Raw genomic sequence first — 15,119 nt, 5'->3', positions numbered from 1 at the left:
CAAATCCTTACGGTCTATGATGGAAAATGCCCGCGCCGGGCTTTACTTCCGGCGCGGGCGATAGTGGATCAGTTGTCGACCGAGACTTCCCAGAGGCGGGCGTTCGACTGCCAGACCGGCTGGCCCTTGAGCTTCTTCGTCGCACCCCAGACATCGACCATGTCGTAAAGGAAGATGCCGGGCATTTCCTTCAGCATCAGCTCATGGAACTCGTCAAAAATCTTCTGACGCTTGGTCTGGTCGGCCTCGACATAGGCGGCCTTCATCAGCTCGATCGCCTTCGGATCATCCCACATCAGCGAAGCATTCTTGTCCTTGTTGCCGACATAGAAGGCATACATCAGAGCCGGATCGAGGCGCGGGGCGACCGACTGTGAGATCACCTGATAATTGCCGGAGCGACGGCGGTCGACCTGCGTGGCATAATCCAGCACCTCGATCTGCACGTTGAGACCCGCCTGCTGCATCATGGCCTGCGCCATCACGGCGGCCGGGAAGCTCGGCACGTTGCCGCGCTTGTTGGCGATGATCGAGATCGGCTCACCCTTGTAACCGGCAGCCTCCAGTTCCTTTTTCGCCGCCTCGACATCATAGGCCGGACGCTTTTTCTGGGTCTCGTCGAAATAGACCGAGTCCTGCGACACCATCGAGCCGTTGGCTTCACCCGTACCGTTCGATGCGGCGGCAACCAGTTCGTCGAGATCAAGCGCCATCGCCATGGCGCGGCGCACGCCGGGGTTGCTCAGCACCTTGTCGCGCGTCTGGATGTAGAACAGGTTCTTGCCGTTGTTGCGGGCAACGATGAGCTGCATCTTCTCGTTGGTCTTGAATTCCGGAATGAGATCGGGAGAAATCTCGGCCGTATCGAGCACGCCGGATTCAAGGCCCGCCTTCACGGTCGAAGCATCGGGAATGACCATGAACTTGATGCCGTCGGCCAGCGGCCGCTTGGAGCCGACCATGCCGTCAGGCTTGCCTTCATTTGCCGGCGAAACATAATCTGCAAATTTGGCAAGGCGGATATATTCGCCCTTCTTCCACTCATCCCACTGGAACGGGCCGGTGCCGATCGGCTTGACGAAGCTGCCATCGGCAGCGACGGATTCCGGCGAGATCATGCCGGTATAACCGCATTCCGGCCGCGACATCAGGCCGAGAAAAACGGCGGAGGGTTTTGCAAGCGTGATCTCGACCGCGGATGCATCCGTGGCCTTGACGCCGGTGACGTGTGCTGCCCCGCCTTCCGCAAAATCATTGAGGCAGGCCCATTTGGTTTCCGGCTTCAGGTAACGTGTCCAGTTCCAGACGACATCCTCTGCGGTGAGCGGCTTGCCATTGTGGAATTTCACGTCCTTGCGCAGCTTGAACGTATAGGTCAGGCCATCAGGCGCAACCTCGACGCTTTCGGCGAGAAGCGGTTTCACCTCGCCGGCATTGTTGTAACCGACAAGGCCTTCGACGATATGCAGGATAACCCCGTCCGTATTGCCGTCACGGTTCACGCCCGGATTATTGCTGCGCAGATCCGAGCTTTGCGCAATGGTGATGTCGCGGGCCGCCGCGATATTGGCCGTTACCAGCAGGGCAACGCCTGCGAGAAGAAGTTTTTTCACTGTTCTACCCTCTTTGTTGTCGTTGATTGTGATTGATTAAAACCCGTCCCAGCAGGCCTGCGCCAGCCGGCCGATCGTTTCGAGCGCGATGGTATATCCCGGCGTACCATCAGGCATGGTTTGCGGCACCTCATCAGTATAGGCGGTGATGATGAAGGACGGTGCGCCGTTTCTGTAGACGATGCCGGCATCCATGCGCCCGCGCTTGCCACGTCCGCTCTTGCTGGCCACCATGGCCTCGAAAGGCAGGCGGGAGCGGATTCCATAACGCAAAATCTGGTTTTTCAGCGTCTGCATCGCCCAACCGCACAATTGCGGGCTGCAACCGAGCTTTGCCTGCGCTTCGGGCGAGGACTGGGCATCGAGGATGGTCTGCAGCAGAAGCACCTGATCCGCCGCCGAGGTGGTGGTGACGGTTTTCAACGGATGGTCAGCCGCCAGTGCCAGCGGAGGAATGAGGAAACGGTGGTGGGTATTGGCCATGCCGAGCAACTTGCAATAGCCGTCCACCTCTTCCAGCGTCAGCCGTTCCAGCACCATCTTGGTGCAGACATTGTCGCTCAGCACCATCATGCCGGCCAGCGCATCGCGCAGGGAAATGACGATACCCGGCGTCATATAGCGGAACATGCCGCTCGCCACCTCTTCCGCCAGCCGCTTTTCATAAGTGACGGGCTGGTCGAGATCGATCCGCCCTTCGCTGGCGGCCTTGAGCACGGCCATCATGATCGACGTCTTGCGGGTGCTGCCCGATGGCGTCTCCTCGTTTTCTCCCCGGCCGATCTCTTCACCGGTCAGGAGATTGCGCACCATGAAGCGCGTCACGAAAGGCTGTGCATCACAGATCGCATTCAGTTGGGCAGCCACGGTCATTGTCATCTTCCTGTTAAACTTCATCTTCCAGACGCCATTTCAGTGTCACACCACCCTTTTCATTCTGGTCGAGGGCGGGAATGGCCGAGAGCAGCCGGCGCGTATAGGCCTCTCTCGGGCTGTCGAAAATCGTGTCGCGGTCACCTTCTTCGATGATGCGGCCGTCCTGCATGACGACGACACGGTCGGCCACCTGTTCGACCACGCCGAGATCGTGGCTGATGAATAGGCAGGAAAAACCATAACGTTTCTGCAGATCGGAAAAGAGATCGAGCACCTGCGCCCGCACCGTCACGTCAAGCGCGGACACCGGTTCGTCGGCGATCAGGAAACGCGGGCGGCGGGCAATGGCGCGGGCAATCGCCACACGCTGGCGCTGGCCGCCGGAAAGCTCGTGCGGATACCGGGCGGCAAAATCCGCAGCCAGCCCCACCTCCTCCAGCGTTTCCAGCGCCCGCTTGCGCTTGGCGGCCTGATCGAGGCCGGGCACGAGGCGCAGCGCCTCTTCCACCAGCGCCTGAATGGTCATGCGTGGATCGAGTGAGGAATAGGGATCCTGAAACACCATCTGGCAATTCAGGCGATAATCGTTCCAGTCCTCGTTGCGCTCCCGGCCCTGAAAGCGGATTTGCCCTTCGCTTTCCTTGACCAGACCGGCAATGGTGCGTCCAAGCGTGGTCTTGCCGGAACCGGAGCCGCCGACCAGCGCCACGACCTCGCCCTCGTGAATATCGATGCTGACACCATGCAGCGCCCGCTTAGACTTGGCTTTTTTGAGCAGCGACTTGCGGCCGGCATAATCGACGACGATATTCCTTGCCGAAACCATCGGTGCCTTGCTGGTGTCGATGGCGCGCGGCTCCCCCCGAAAGGGCAGCGAGGAAAGCAGCTTTTTCGTATAGGGATGCTGCGGCGCATCCAGCAGGTCTTCGGTGCGGCCCTGTTCGACGATGGCGCCTTTTTCCATCACCACGATGCGGCTGGTATAACGCGCCACCATTGGCAGATCGTGGCTGATGAGCAGCACGGCGGTGCCTTCCGCCCGCGTCAGTTCCACCATCAGTTCCATGACATCGCGCTGGATGACGGCATCGAGCGCCGTCGTCGGCTCATCCGCAATCAGCAACGCCGGCTTCAGGAGCATGACCGACGCCAGCATGATGCGCTGGCGCATGCCGCCGGAAAACTCATGCGGATAGGCAGCGAGCGCACCTTCGGGATCGCGGATGCCGACCCGCCGCAACATGTCGAGAATTTTCTCGCGCCGCTCTTCGGGCAATAACTTCGTGTGGAGGATCAGCCCCTCTTCCAGCTGGCGGCCGATCGTCATCGACGGATTGAGGGAGGTCATCGGCTCTTGAAACACGACGCCGATCTCTGTGCCGCGCAGGCGGCGAAGCGCGCTCGCCGGCAGGGACATCACGTCCTGCCCCTTGTAGATGACCGATCCGCCGGTAACGGCAATCGCAGGCGGCAGAAGCGAAATGAGCGCGCGGGTGGCAAGCGTCTTTCCCGATCCGCTTTCGCCGACGATTCCGAAGATTTCGCCCGCGGCAATATCGAAGGAGACATCCTTGACCACCCGGTGGCCGCTTCCTTTGACCTCCAGCGAAAGGCCGCGCACGGTAAGAAGAGTATTGTCCGTCATTTGAGACCTCTCATGCGCGGGTCAAGCCTGTCGCGCAGGGCATCGCCCAGAAGATTGATGCCGAGCAGCGTCAGCGCGATGCAGAGACCGGGGAACAGCCCGAGCCACACGGCCTGCTGGATGAAGGGCCGGCCGGCGGCCAGCATGTTGCCCCAAGTAGGGGCCGGCGGCGGCACACCGAGACCGAGGAAGGACAGCGCGCTTTCCGACAGGATGGCCCAGCCGAACATGGAGGTGGCAAGAACCGTGATCGGCGCGATGCAATTGGGCAGGATATGCCGGAACATGGTGTAGATCTCGCCATTGCCCATCACCAGCGACGCCTCGATGAATTCCCGCTCACGCAGAGAAAGCACGGCACCGCGCACCACGCGGGCCATGGACGGCGTATAGGCGATGCCGAGTGCGAAGATGATGCCATACTGGTTTGCGCCGAACACCGCGAGCAAACCGAGTGCCAGAAGAATACCCGGAAAGGCCAAGAGTGCATTGTTGATGGCCATGATGACGCCATCCACCCAGCCGCGCGCATAACCGCTGACAAGGCCGATCAGGGTACCGAAGATCGTCGCGAAGCTGACCGTCAGGAAGCCGATCCAGACGCTGGCGCGCGCGCCGACCATCAGGCGGCTCAAAACATCGCGCCCGAATTCGTCGGTGCCGAGCAGATGGCTGGCGCTTGGACCGGCCAGACGCGAGGCAAAGCCAAGCTTCATAGGGTCATAGGGGGTCCAGAACAGACCGGTTGCGGCGGTGATGAGCAGGACGGCGATGAGAAAGCCGCCGATAAGCCCGTTGAGTGTGAACTTTTTCATTCGGCAACCACACGCGGATCGAAGAGGGGATAAAGAAGGTCGACGAAGAGGTTGACCAGCACATAGGACAGCGAGACGAACAGCAGGCAGCCCTGGATCACGGGGTAGTCGCGGGCGAAGATACTATCGACCATCAGCCGTCCGAGACCCGGAATGGTGAACACCGTCTCGATGACGGCGATGCCGCCGAGAAGATTGCCGAGGATAAGGCCGATCATCGTCCAGGTCGGGCCAAAGGCGTTCTTGAAGGCATGCCGCCAGAGCACGGCGCCTTCCGAAAGACCCTTGGCGCGGGCATGGGTGATGTAATCCAGCCGCAGCACTTCCAGCGTGGAGGCGCGCGCCATGCGGATCAGAACACCCATTTCGTGGATGACAAGCGTCATGACAGGCAGGACGAGATAAAGCATGCCGCCGACGAGATTGTCGCCGATCGACACATATCCCAGCACCGGCAACCAGCCGAGCTTGAGACCGAAGAACAGCAGAAGCAGAAGGCCCAGCCAGAATGTCGGGATGGACAGCAGCAGGGTTGCCGTTCCCACCAGCGCGAGGTCAGTGAGGCTGTTCTGTTTCCACGCGGCGATCACACCCGCCGGAACCGCAATCAGGCTGGCGAGCAGCACGGCGACCACGACGATCTCTGCACTGACGAGAAAGCGCGATACCACCAGCGGCAACACCGCCTCGTCATTGACGATGGAGCGACCGAAATCGCCCTGCACCACATTACCGGCCCAGATGACGAATTGTTGCGGCATGGACTTGTCGAGGCCGAGTTCGGTCCTCATCGCCTCGATCTGTTCCGGCTGCGCCATGTCGCCCAGCATCAGGGCGGCCGGATCGCCCGGAATGAAGCGGATCAGCGCAAAGACCGTGATCGACACAAATGCGATCGTCGGCAGCGCCATCAAAAGACGGCTCAGTATAAATCTTATCATCGGTTCCCCACGATTGATGGCCGGGAATGACATCCCGCCTCTATCGGTTTCGTTGGCGATGACTATGACGGAATGATAAATAAGGCGCAATATTATGCGTAAACGTCATACGTCTATGCAGAATGGCCGCATGTTCTGCCCTGACAGGGACAATGAGATTTCTTGCGTAAAACCCCGTTCTCAGTCGATTTTTTGCGATAGCTGGATTTCCCGTTTCAGGGCGTCGCTGAGCGCCTGGGCGGCGATGGAAAGCGGCGCGCCCGAGGCACGGGCAAGACCGAACTCCTGCGTCGACTGGGGAATGAAGGGCCGGGCGACAACGGGAAGGTGCCGGTAGAGATTCGCGTAAAAACTGCTGATGATCGTCACCCCCAGCCCGTGCGCGACATAGGCGCAGGCGGAACTGTTGGTATGGGTCTCGATCTTCACCATCGGTTTGACGCCCGCCTTCTTGAAGACCTGATCGAGCGCCATGCGGTTCGGCCGCTGCCGGCCGATCAGGATCAGCGGAATGTTGCGCAGGTCCTTGACGGTGATTTCGGCGAGCCCGGCAAGCGGATGGTCCTGCCGAACCACGCAGACGCTTTTACCGGTCGCAACACGCTCAACATCGATGCCCGGCCCGATCTCGCCTTCCATTCGCAGGAAACCGAGATCGATTACCCGCTCGCCGACCAGCTTGTTGATGGCGGTGGTCGTTTCGAAAAAAGTTTCGATACGCACACCCGGAAAATCCCTGACATAGTCGATCAGCATCGCGGGCGCAAAATTTTCCCACATGCTGCTCGGCAGGCCGATGCGGACGATTTCCGGACCGGCCGCACCATTGCGCAAATCTTCAGCGTGGCCGGACATACGATCAACGGCAAGCAGCACATTTTCCGCATCGCTGGCAAGAAGTGCGGCCTCCGGCGTCGGTATCAGCCGCCCCTTGTCACGGGCAAACAGCGTCAGCGACAGGTCCGCCTCCAGCTGCGCCAGAAGCCGGCTGACACCGGACTGGCTGAGGCCCATGGCCTTGGCGGTAGCGATGGTGGAGCCGGTGGAGAGAAGTGTGCGCAGGACTTCGAGTTGCTTGATGTTCATGAGGCCAGCACCATGGATGAAAAACGAGCCGGTATCGGTTCAAACCTTTTGCCGCCGATAGTGCTTCATGTCACCGGTTTTTATTCCGAACGAGATAGCGGCCTACAATTTCACCTCATAGACCGTGTCATGGGTGGCAACGCGTGCCTCGCCCGATGGCGTCACCCAGCCACGAAACATGCCGGGCGTGTTATAGGGTGCAGCAATGCCGCCTTCGGCATCGATTGCCACAAGTCCGGCACCGATATCATAGGGGGCCAGATCCTTGTGGACCAGATTGCCGGCAGCGGTTTCCAGATCCTGTCCGAGGTAGGAGACGCGGGACGCGATCTCGTGGCCGACGACATAACGGATGAAAAACTCGCCCTTGCCGGTGCCTGATACAGCGCAGGCGCCATCACGCGCATAGGTGCCGGCACCGATTACCGGGCTGTCGCCCACCCGGCCGTCCGGTTTGTTGGTGTAACCACCCGTCGAAGTGGCCGCGGCAAGGTGCCCCGCCGCATCGAGCGCCACGGCACCGACAGTTCCGTGTTTTTCGTTTTCGGTCGCTTCCGTGCCTGTGGCGGCATGGTGCTTCATCGCCGCCAGCGCCTCCACGCGCTTTTGCGTGGTGAAATAGGATTGAGGCTCGGTGGCAAGCCCTTTTTCCTTTGCGAAGCGGTCGGCCGCCTCACCCGTCAGATAGACGGCACGCTCATCCACCATCAGCGCGCGAGCCGCCTTCACCGGATTGCGAATGGCACGGGATGCGCTGATCGCACCTGCCGCCAGCGTTTCACCATCCATGATCGAGGCGTCGAGTTCGTGAATGCCGTTTTCGTTGAGTGCGGCACCATGCCCGGCATTAAAATGCGGGCTATCCTCCATGACGACGACAGCCGCCTCGACGGCTTCGAGCGCGGTTCCGCCAGCCTTCAGCACACCGTAACCGGCACGCAGCGCTGCCGCCAGATCATCACGCGCGGCAGCCCACTCCTCGGCCGTCATGCTGTCTTCCGGCATCACGCCACAACCACCATGAATGGCCAGTGCGATCTTCGTCATGTGCTCACTCCCTCGTAGCCCCGTCCAGGCAGGGCCTCTTACCATCAATGAAAGGCGATATCGCCGATGACCCGCACGCGGACACGGCGCGCGCCCCCAGGCAGATAGGCGATCGGGATATCCTCGACTTCAAGCGTCTTGAGACTTTCGCGCTCCGCACCTGAAGCAACCGCCGCGTTCTGTGCTTCGGTCTCGGCTTTCGCAAGGGCTTCGTCGCGGCTCAGGCCGGAAAACACCTGATCCACCTCGCCGGAAACCTGCGCCATGGCCGCGCCGAGCGCATTGGCAACGCCGGCATTTTCCACACGCAGCACTTCCGATGCGCCCGGAACCGTTTCGGGGATCAGGAAAGCCCCACCGCCAACCGCAACCAGCGGCACGTCTTCCGCAGACGTCTTCATCTGGTCGAAACTGTCAGCCACCATGTCACGGATGCGTTGAAGTGTGGCCTGCACGAAAGCCGGGTCCAGCCCCTTCACGCGATCTTTGTCACCCATCTCGATCAGGCCTGCGGCCACGGCAATATCCGATGTCGTCAGCGTTTCGCCGCCGAAAACGCGGGCTTCCGTGAGAATGCGATACCCTACCGAGCGCGGACCGATCTTGCCTGTCTGCGGATCGACGATGGTGCCACCGCCGAGCGCAATCGGTAGAAGATCGGGCATGCGGAAAAGCGTGCGCACCCCGCCGATATGGACGATATTGTTCGCCTCCCGCGGAAACCCGCCGACAAGGCAGCCGATATCGGAGGTGGTGCCGCCGACATCCACCACCATGGCATCGGAAAGCCCGGTCAGGAAGGCCGCACCGCGCATCGAATTCGTCGGGCCGGAGGCGAAGCTGTGCACGGGGTTTGCGGCAGCCACATCCGCCAGCGCCACCGTCCCATCGTTCTGAGTCAGATAAAACGGCGCTTTCACACCGGCTTCGCGCAGCGCATCCGAAAATGCCTGCACTGTCGTCTTGCCAAGCGTCTGCAAGGCAGCATTCAGGAGGGCGACATTCTCACGCTCCAGAAGCCCGATGCGGCCAAGCGTATGGGAAAGCGTGATGCGTGCATCAGGGATCACCGAACGCACGATCTCCGCCGCCCTCACCTCGCATTCAGTCGTCAGCGGCGAGAAGGTCGCGGAAATGGCGATGGAGGTAATGCCCGCATCGCGAATTTTCATCGCCGCCTCGCGGATTTCATCCGGGATCATCGGCACCAGCGGGCTGCCGTCATATTCATGGCCGCCATGCACCATGAAGATCAGCGGATCGACGGCCTCACGGAGATCCTTCGGCCAATCACACATCGGCGGCAGCGAAGAACCTGTCGGCAGCGCGATGCGGATGGCAGCAACCCGCTCCAGCCGGGCGCGCTCCACCACTGCGTTGGTGAAATGGGTGGTGCCGATCATCACGGCATCGATCGGCCGGTCCGCCGCACCGACATGGCCCGCCACATGGGAAAGCGCCGCCTTTACGCCGGAGAGGACATCCTGCGTCGTCGGGACCTTGATGGAGGCGACGATAGTGTCTCCATCGATCAGAACGGCATCCGTATTAGTGCCGCCAACGTCAATACCGATGCGTTTCATGGGAATACCGATCTGAAATCAATGTCATAACCGAAGGCGCGCGGGCCGACGGCAGCGATGCCGGCAGGTGTCGTCAAAAGCTCCGGCGCGGGTAAGGCGACAACCGTGACGCGCTGGCCGTAACGCACCGATTCCGTGCCGATGGCGCCGCCGGAAACAGTGTCGAGAAGGCAAAGCAGGTCCGGCGTCATGGCAACCGGCTGGCCATCGCGGAAGGCGACCGCCCATTCGTTCTGGAAGGCCAGTTCCATGCGCGAACCGCGGTCGGCATCGATGCCTTCAATGGTCGTGCTGCCGCGCAGGAAACCACCGGTGGTCTCGCGGGCCACATCCACCACCTTGCCGCGGAACAGCTGCTTGCCGCCCTCATGATCGAGAACCGCCTGAACCGGATCGTCATGGCGCGCACGCGCCTCCATCACCGCGCGCCCGAGTTCGGTCGCCTTGGTGACGGTGTAGTGAATGCCCCATTCCTTCACTTCCCTGCCGGTACGCGGTGCCTTGCAGGTGGCGGCGGTGGAGCCGACTTCGGTGCAGACCTTGCGCGAGATGCGCTCCATCCACTTCCAGGAGGCCGCCCGCGTCACAATCACCTCATTGTCGCGCACATCGACCAGCGACAGCGGAAACATCGGCAGGTTGCCGATGGCGAAGGATGTCATCTGCGCTTCCGGATAGGCGCGCCCCATGGCGTCGGCATTCACGACCGGTCGGTCAAGCATGGCGGCGGCGAGGAAGGACGACAGTGCGTTCGAACCGCCGATTTCGACGCTCATGATCGCCCGGAACGGCTTGCCGAGATAATCCTCCATCACCTCGACAGCGCGGGCGAGATGGACAGGGTCTCCCAGCCGCTCCTGACCGACAAGCGGCGCACCCATCTTGGAGACGACCGCAACCATGTCGTCATCGGCGAGCGCCATGGGATCCATGACCTTCACCCGTTTGCCTTCGTCATAAAGACGGCGCAGATTGAGCGTCGAGATATAGGGGTTGCCGCCGCCGCCCGTTCCCAGAATCCAGGCGCCGGTGGCCAGAGGTTCGATATCGTCTTCGGAAAATTCCTGGATCATGCGTCATCCTCGGGCATGCCACAGCCTTTTCCGGCCGCAAGCAATGCTCCTTCCCTTTGAAGTTCCAAGTCTGGCCAACCCCGCCTTTATGGCGGGGCCGGTTTTCATGAAGCGAAGATCACTCCGCTTTGCAGTCCCAATGGAAATTGGAGAAGTTCAGGTCCCAGCTCTGCATGGGAATGAACTCGTAACCCTGAAGGCACTTGTTCGCGGCATAACGGCGGTTCGGCGCAACGGCCCAGACATCCGGCTGAAGATCGGCGATCTTCGTCTGCAGTTCCTTATAGGTGGTGTTCTGCTCGTTGACATCGGTGGTGGCGCGGACCTTGTCGATCAACCCGTCGATCTCGGCATTCTGCAACCATTCCATCGACATCCAGGTGCCGGAAGCCTTGGAGTGATACTGGTTGTAGAACATCGCATCCGGCGACGGATAGGTCGGCGAGATGTTCACCTGCGTCGATGCCGGCGTCGTTTCCGGCTTGGAAGACAGCTCGACGATGCGGTTCCACGGCTCAGGCTTGATATCAAGCGTGATGCCGATCTGCTCGAGGCTGGATTGCAGCAGCAACGCCACTTCAGCCTCGAAGGCGAGCGAAGCGACATAGCTGTTGACGAGCGTGATCTTCTGCCCGGCATATTTCGACTTGGCCAGTTCTTCCTTGGCTTTTTCCAGATCATAAACGCCGGGCTGGATGTCACCGTTATGCGCATCCTTGAAGGCATCGGAAAGCGGTCCCTGCATATCGAAACCGGGATAGATCACTTCCTGGATCGTCTTGTAGTCCGTCGCATAGGCGATGGCGCGGCGAACGTGAACGTCGTCGGTCGGGTAAACCTTGGTGTTGAGCTTGATGACAAAACCACCGGCGGTGCGGGTCTGGATCAGCTTGTAACCCTTCATCCGGCCGATGGATTCATAGGTGTCGTTGCCAAGCCCGTGCGAGGAAAGGCCGAGTTCGCCCTTTTCCGCCAGCGCCTTGACGGTGGCGTCGTCGCTCGTCTGCACGAAGCGCACTTCGTCAATCGGCTTGCCCTTGCTCCAGCCAAGGAAATAATCGGCGTTGCGGGCAATGACCATATCGGCGGAACGGTTGTAGCTGACGAGCTTGTAGGGACCGGAACCGGCGGAATGTTCGCCGACATAGGCCTCGCCCCACTTGTCTTCGGGCTTGGCATTGGCTTCGATCAGCGTCTTGTTCAGAGCCATCATCAGCGGTGTGGCGGCCATAAAGGGCGAAAACTGGCGCTCGATCTTCATGACCAGCGTCGCATCGTCAGGCGCGGTGACGTTTTCAGGCTTGAGCACGCCGACGATGAGGTTCGACGGACCCTTGTTGATGCCAAGCAGGCGCTGGATCGACCAGGCAAGATCGGCAGCCTTTACCGCCGTGCCATCCTGAAACTTCGCATCGTCGCGCAGGTGGAAGGTGTAGGTCAGGCCATCTTGCGAAATATCCCAGGATTTCGCAAGATGCGGCACGATTTCGCCCTTGGCGTTCACCGTGGTCAGGCCGTCATACATGTTCACGATTGCCATGTAGCCGGTGTAATCCGTCACCTTCGCGGGGTCGAGCGAGCTGAATATCTGCATGGTATTGACCGCGACCGACACTTTATCTTCCGCAAAGGCTGCGGAAGAAACAAGCGGCAACACGAGCGCCGTGCCTAGCGCCAGCGCGGCGAGACGGGAAGAAAGTACAGGCATTTTCATTATCGTTCTCCTCTTTATTGGGGGCATTGGCCCCACTTATGGTTAGGCAGCCTTGCTGACCGGTACGGGCAGCGGTGAGAAAGGAATTTCCGGGTAACCGAATGCCGCCGGTCCAACGACCTCAAGCGCGCGGGCGCTGCGCAGAAGGTCGTGGCAGGGAATGGCGATGACGGCCACACGCTGGCCGTAGCGCAGCACTTCGGTGGTGATCGGATACCCCGTGTCGACATCGAGCAGGACGATCAGGTCGGGCACGGTCACTTCCACCTTGCCGTCACGGCGGAACAGCAGGAATTCGTTCTGGATCGCCACGCTTGCCGTTTGGCCCGAGCAATCGTCAAAGCCGGAAAGCTCGACATCGCCCACGGCGAAACCGCCGCGCAGATGGCGCTTCAGATCAGTGATCTTGCCGTTGAAGATGCGTCGTCCGCCTTCCAGCGCGCAGACAGCCGCAATCGGGTCTTCCTGCTGCTTGCGGGCGCGGATCACCGCCTCACCGATGGCGATCGCCTTGGTGTAGGTTTTCGGAATGCCATACTGGTGCACGTAATGCGCCTGCATCGGCGCGGTCGCCAGCATCGCGCCGCCGCCCTGCGAAACGACGCAGGCGCGGGCCATGCGCTCATGCCAGACTTCGGAAACGGCGTGGCTGAAGATGACCGCATTGCCATGCAGGTCACACATCACCGATGGGGTGGAACTGTGACCATAGATGGAGAAGGTGGTCATCTGCATTTCCGGGAAAGCCCGGCCCATGCCGTCGCAATCGAGGATCGGCAGGCCGCCCAGCGCCGCCGTCACCAGCGGGTTCATGGAGTTCGAGCCGCCGATTTCTTCGCAGACGATGGCGTCTACCGGCGTGCGGATCAGCTCTTCCATCGCCCGCAGGCACCGCAGGCCTTCGCGGCCCTCGCGGATGCGCTCCACGCCAACGACAGGCGCGCCGATGCCGCCGATGGACATGCAAAGCGCATCAGGCTCGATGGCGTCGGTTGCAAGGATCTTCAACTCGTAACCGGCCTTCATGGCCTCCAGCGCCAGCAGCTTGCCGAGATAAGGATTGCCGCCGCCGCCCGTGCCGAGAATGCCGGCACCGATTTCCAGCGCGTCGAGATCTTCCCGCGTCAGCGTGCGCAATGCCGCTTCGTCATATTTCAGCTTGCGCGTGTCAGCCATGATTGGCCCCCATTTCTCCAACAACTTTCACATGAATGCGGGTGGCATTGCCCGGCAGGTATGCGAGCGGCATATCCTCGCGCTCGATGACTTCCAACGTCTCTGCGAGTGCGCCTGCCGCAATCGCCTTCTCGCGTGCCTCAGCCTCGGCCTCGGCCAGCGCGCTCTCGCGCGTTCGCCCCTCGACCAGCGAGAAGACGCGATCGGTCTCGCCGCTGATCTGCGCGATCGCCGCGCCGACGGCATTGGCCACCGCGAAATTCTCGGGTCGGATGACGTCCAGGTCACCGATACGATCCGGCATCAGGATCGAACCACCGCCAACGGCAATCACCGGCACCGGCGATGACGAGATGCGGCTGCGTTCCACACAGGCCTCGAGCATGTCGTTGATCTTTTGGACCGCAGCATCCACCAGCCTTTTATCGAGAATGGACACCAGCGCCTTCTCACCCACATCCGCCTTGCCGGATGCAACGGCAATATCGGTTGCCGTCAGGGTCGAGCCGCCGAAGCAGAGCGCATCGCGGCGAACGCGGTAACCGACAGATTTCGGTCCGACGGTCAGGCCATGATCGCCATTGACCACCAGTGAGCCGCCGCCAAGGCCGATGGAGAAGACGTCCGGCATGCGGAAATTGGTACGCACGCCGCCAATATCCACCGTCGTGGACGCCTGCCGCGGAAAGCCGTGCGACAGCGAGCCGACATCGGAGGTGGTGCCGCCGACATCCACCACCACGGCATCCTTGAGGCCGGTGAGGAAAGCCGCACCGCGCATGGAATTCGTCGGGCCGGACGCGAAGGTGAGCACGGGGAAACCGCGCACCACATCCGCCGCCATCAGCGTGCCGTCGTTCTGGGTGATATAAAACGGGCAGGTAATGCCCGCAGCCTTCAGCGCCTCGCCGAAAGCCGCAACGGTGCGGTCGGCCAGCGACAGGAGGCTGGCATTCATGATCGCCGCACTTTCACGCGCAAGCAGACCGTGACGGCCAATATCCTTGGACATCACCACCGGCAGCCCGGGGCAGCGCTCCTGCAGAATTTCCTTCGCCCGCAGCTCCATCGCATCATTGATGCCGCTGAAAACGCAGGTGACGGCGGCGGCCTTCAGGCCCTTGGCGCGGATATCGGCGGCGATACGGACGATCTCGTCCTCATCGAGCGGCGAAATTTCGCGACCATCGAACTCATAGCCGCCTCGGACCTGATAACCGTGGTTGCCAACGATTTCCTTGAGATCATCCGGCCAGTCCACCATTGGCGGCAGGCCGGCGCCGGATGGCAGGCCGAGCCGGATGGCGGCGACCTCATCCATATGCCGGCGCTCGATCACCGCATTGGTGAAATGCGTGGTGCCGATCATCACGGCGCCAATGCGCGCCCTGTCGATGCCCGACGCCTCGATGACCTTTTCAAGGGCTTCGATGACACCGGACGTCACATCCTCAGTGGTGGAGGCCTTTACCCCCGCCAGAACGGTTTTATCCTGTAACACAACGGCATCGGTATTCGTGCCGCCGACGTCAATTCCAACGCGATACACG

12 protein-coding genes are annotated in these 15,119 nt (G+C 61.1%); all 12 read right to left on the bottom strand.

Annotation, left to right across the window (positions count from 1 at the left end):
* Positions 1 to 68 precede the first annotated feature (68 nt).
* The 12 genes from FCH38_RS22965 to FCH38_RS22910 all read right to left on the bottom strand — a co-directional run bounded on the left by FCH38_RS22965 (position 69) and on the right by FCH38_RS22910 (position 15,118).
* A complete protein-coding gene (locus FCH38_RS22965) occupies positions 69 to 1,613 on the bottom strand; it encodes an ABC transporter substrate-binding protein (RefSeq protein WP_174375281.1) in 1,545 nt (514 codons plus the stop codon).
* A 36-nt stretch (positions 1,614 to 1,649) separates the two neighbouring features.
* Positions 1,650 to 2,486, bottom strand: a complete 837-nt coding sequence (locus FCH38_RS22960; RefSeq protein ID WP_174375280.1) for a serine hydrolase — start codon at positions 2,484 to 2,486, stop codon at positions 1,650 to 1,652.
* Positions 2,487 to 2,499: 13 nt separating this feature from the next.
* Positions 2,500 to 4,134: an ABC transporter ATP-binding protein gene (locus FCH38_RS22955; RefSeq protein ID WP_174375279.1), complete on the bottom strand. Its 1,635-nt coding sequence runs from the start codon at positions 4,132 to 4,134 to the stop codon at positions 2,500 to 2,502.
* Positions 4,131 to 4,949, bottom strand: a complete 819-nt coding sequence (locus FCH38_RS22950; RefSeq protein ID WP_174375278.1) for an ABC transporter permease — start codon at positions 4,947 to 4,949, stop codon at positions 4,131 to 4,133. The genes FCH38_RS22955 and FCH38_RS22950 overlap by 4 nt, the downstream gene beginning before the upstream one ends.
* Complete coding sequence (locus FCH38_RS22945) at positions 4,946 to 5,890, bottom strand: ABC transporter permease (RefSeq protein ID WP_174375277.1); 945 nt, start codon at positions 5,888 to 5,890, stop codon at positions 4,946 to 4,948. The genes FCH38_RS22950 and FCH38_RS22945 overlap by 4 nt, the downstream gene beginning before the upstream one ends.
* A gap of 180 nt (positions 5,891 to 6,070) precedes the next feature.
* On the bottom strand, positions 6,071 to 6,976 hold the full coding sequence (locus tag FCH38_RS22940) for a LysR family transcriptional regulator (RefSeq protein ID WP_153514743.1): 906 nt from the start codon (positions 6,974 to 6,976) through the stop codon (positions 6,071 to 6,073).
* A gap of 102 nt (positions 6,977 to 7,078) precedes the next feature.
* Positions 7,079 to 8,023 (bottom strand): isoaspartyl peptidase/L-asparaginase family protein, encoded by a 945-nt coding sequence (locus FCH38_RS22935; RefSeq protein WP_174375276.1) that lies wholly within the window; start codon positions 8,021 to 8,023, stop codon positions 7,079 to 7,081.
* 44 nt (positions 8,024 to 8,067) lie between these two features.
* Complete coding sequence (locus tag FCH38_RS22930; protein ID WP_174375275.1) at positions 8,068 to 9,606, bottom strand: hydantoinase/oxoprolinase N-terminal domain-containing protein; 1,539 nt, start codon at positions 9,604 to 9,606, stop codon at positions 8,068 to 8,070.
* Positions 9,603 to 10,679 carry a DUF917 domain-containing protein gene (locus tag FCH38_RS22925; RefSeq protein WP_153514739.1) on the bottom strand — a complete coding sequence of 359 codons (1,077 nt, stop codon included), beginning with the start codon at positions 10,677 to 10,679 and terminating at the stop codon, positions 9,603 to 9,605. Before FCH38_RS22925 ends, FCH38_RS22930 begins: the two co-directional genes overlap by 4 nt.
* Before the next feature lie 118 nt (positions 10,680 to 10,797).
* The gene (locus FCH38_RS22920) at positions 10,798 to 12,393 is read right to left on the bottom strand and encodes an ABC transporter substrate-binding protein (RefSeq protein ID WP_174375274.1); all 1,596 of its coding nucleotides are present in this window, start codon (positions 12,391 to 12,393) and stop codon (positions 10,798 to 10,800) included.
* Between the two features lie 42 nt (positions 12,394 to 12,435).
* Positions 12,436 to 13,569: a DUF917 domain-containing protein gene (locus tag FCH38_RS22915; RefSeq protein WP_153514735.1), complete on the bottom strand. Its 1,134-nt coding sequence runs from the start codon at positions 13,567 to 13,569 to the stop codon at positions 12,436 to 12,438.
* Positions 13,562 to 15,118, bottom strand: a complete 1,557-nt coding sequence (locus FCH38_RS22910) for a hydantoinase/oxoprolinase N-terminal domain-containing protein (RefSeq protein WP_174375273.1) — start codon at positions 15,116 to 15,118, stop codon at positions 13,562 to 13,564. Before FCH38_RS22910 ends, FCH38_RS22915 begins: the two co-directional genes overlap by 8 nt.
* Position 15,119 lies beyond the last annotated feature (1 nt).

Source organism: Agrobacterium tumefaciens (assembly GCF_013337285.1).
Taxonomy (GTDB): Bacteria; Pseudomonadota; Alphaproteobacteria; order Rhizobiales; family Rhizobiaceae; genus Agrobacterium; species Agrobacterium burrii.
Note: the sequence above shows the minus strand (reverse complement) of the source record. Positions and strands in the feature narration are given on the sequence as shown.

What these genes read in the sequence shown, in the direction of transcription:
- FCH38_RS22960 (WP_174375280.1), bottom strand. Translation starts at nt 2,486, where the DNA reads ATGACCGTGGCTGCCCAACTGAATGCGATCTGTGATGCACAGCCTTTC.
- FCH38_RS22955 (WP_174375279.1), bottom strand. Translation starts at nt 4,134, where the DNA reads ATGACGGACAATACTCTTCTTACCGTGCGCGGCCTTTCGCTGGAGGTC.
- FCH38_RS22950 (WP_174375278.1), bottom strand. Translation starts at nt 4,949, where the DNA reads ATGAAAAAGTTCACACTCAACGGGCTTATCGGCGGCTTTCTCATCGCC.
- FCH38_RS22945 (WP_174375277.1), bottom strand. Translation starts at nt 5,890, where the DNA reads ATGATAAGATTTATACTGAGCCGTCTTTTGATGGCGCTGCCGACGATC.
- FCH38_RS22940 (WP_153514743.1), bottom strand. Translation starts at nt 6,976, where the DNA reads ATGAACATCAAGCAACTCGAAGTCCTGCGCACACTTCTCTCCACCGGC.
- FCH38_RS22935 (WP_174375276.1), bottom strand. Translation starts at nt 8,023, where the DNA reads ATGACGAAGATCGCACTGGCCATTCATGGTGGTTGTGGCGTGATGCCG.
- FCH38_RS22930 (WP_174375275.1), bottom strand. Translation starts at nt 9,606, where the DNA reads ATGAAACGCATCGGTATTGACGTTGGCGGCACTAATACGGATGCCGTT.
- FCH38_RS22925 (WP_153514739.1), bottom strand. Translation starts at nt 10,679, where the DNA reads ATGATCCAGGAATTTTCCGAAGACGATATCGAACCTCTGGCCACCGGC.
- FCH38_RS22920 (WP_174375274.1), bottom strand. Translation starts at nt 12,393, where the DNA reads ATGAAAATGCCTGTACTTTCTTCCCGTCTCGCCGCGCTGGCGCTAGGC.
- FCH38_RS22915 (WP_153514735.1), bottom strand. Translation starts at nt 13,569, where the DNA reads ATGGCTGACACGCGCAAGCTGAAATATGACGAAGCGGCATTGCGCACG.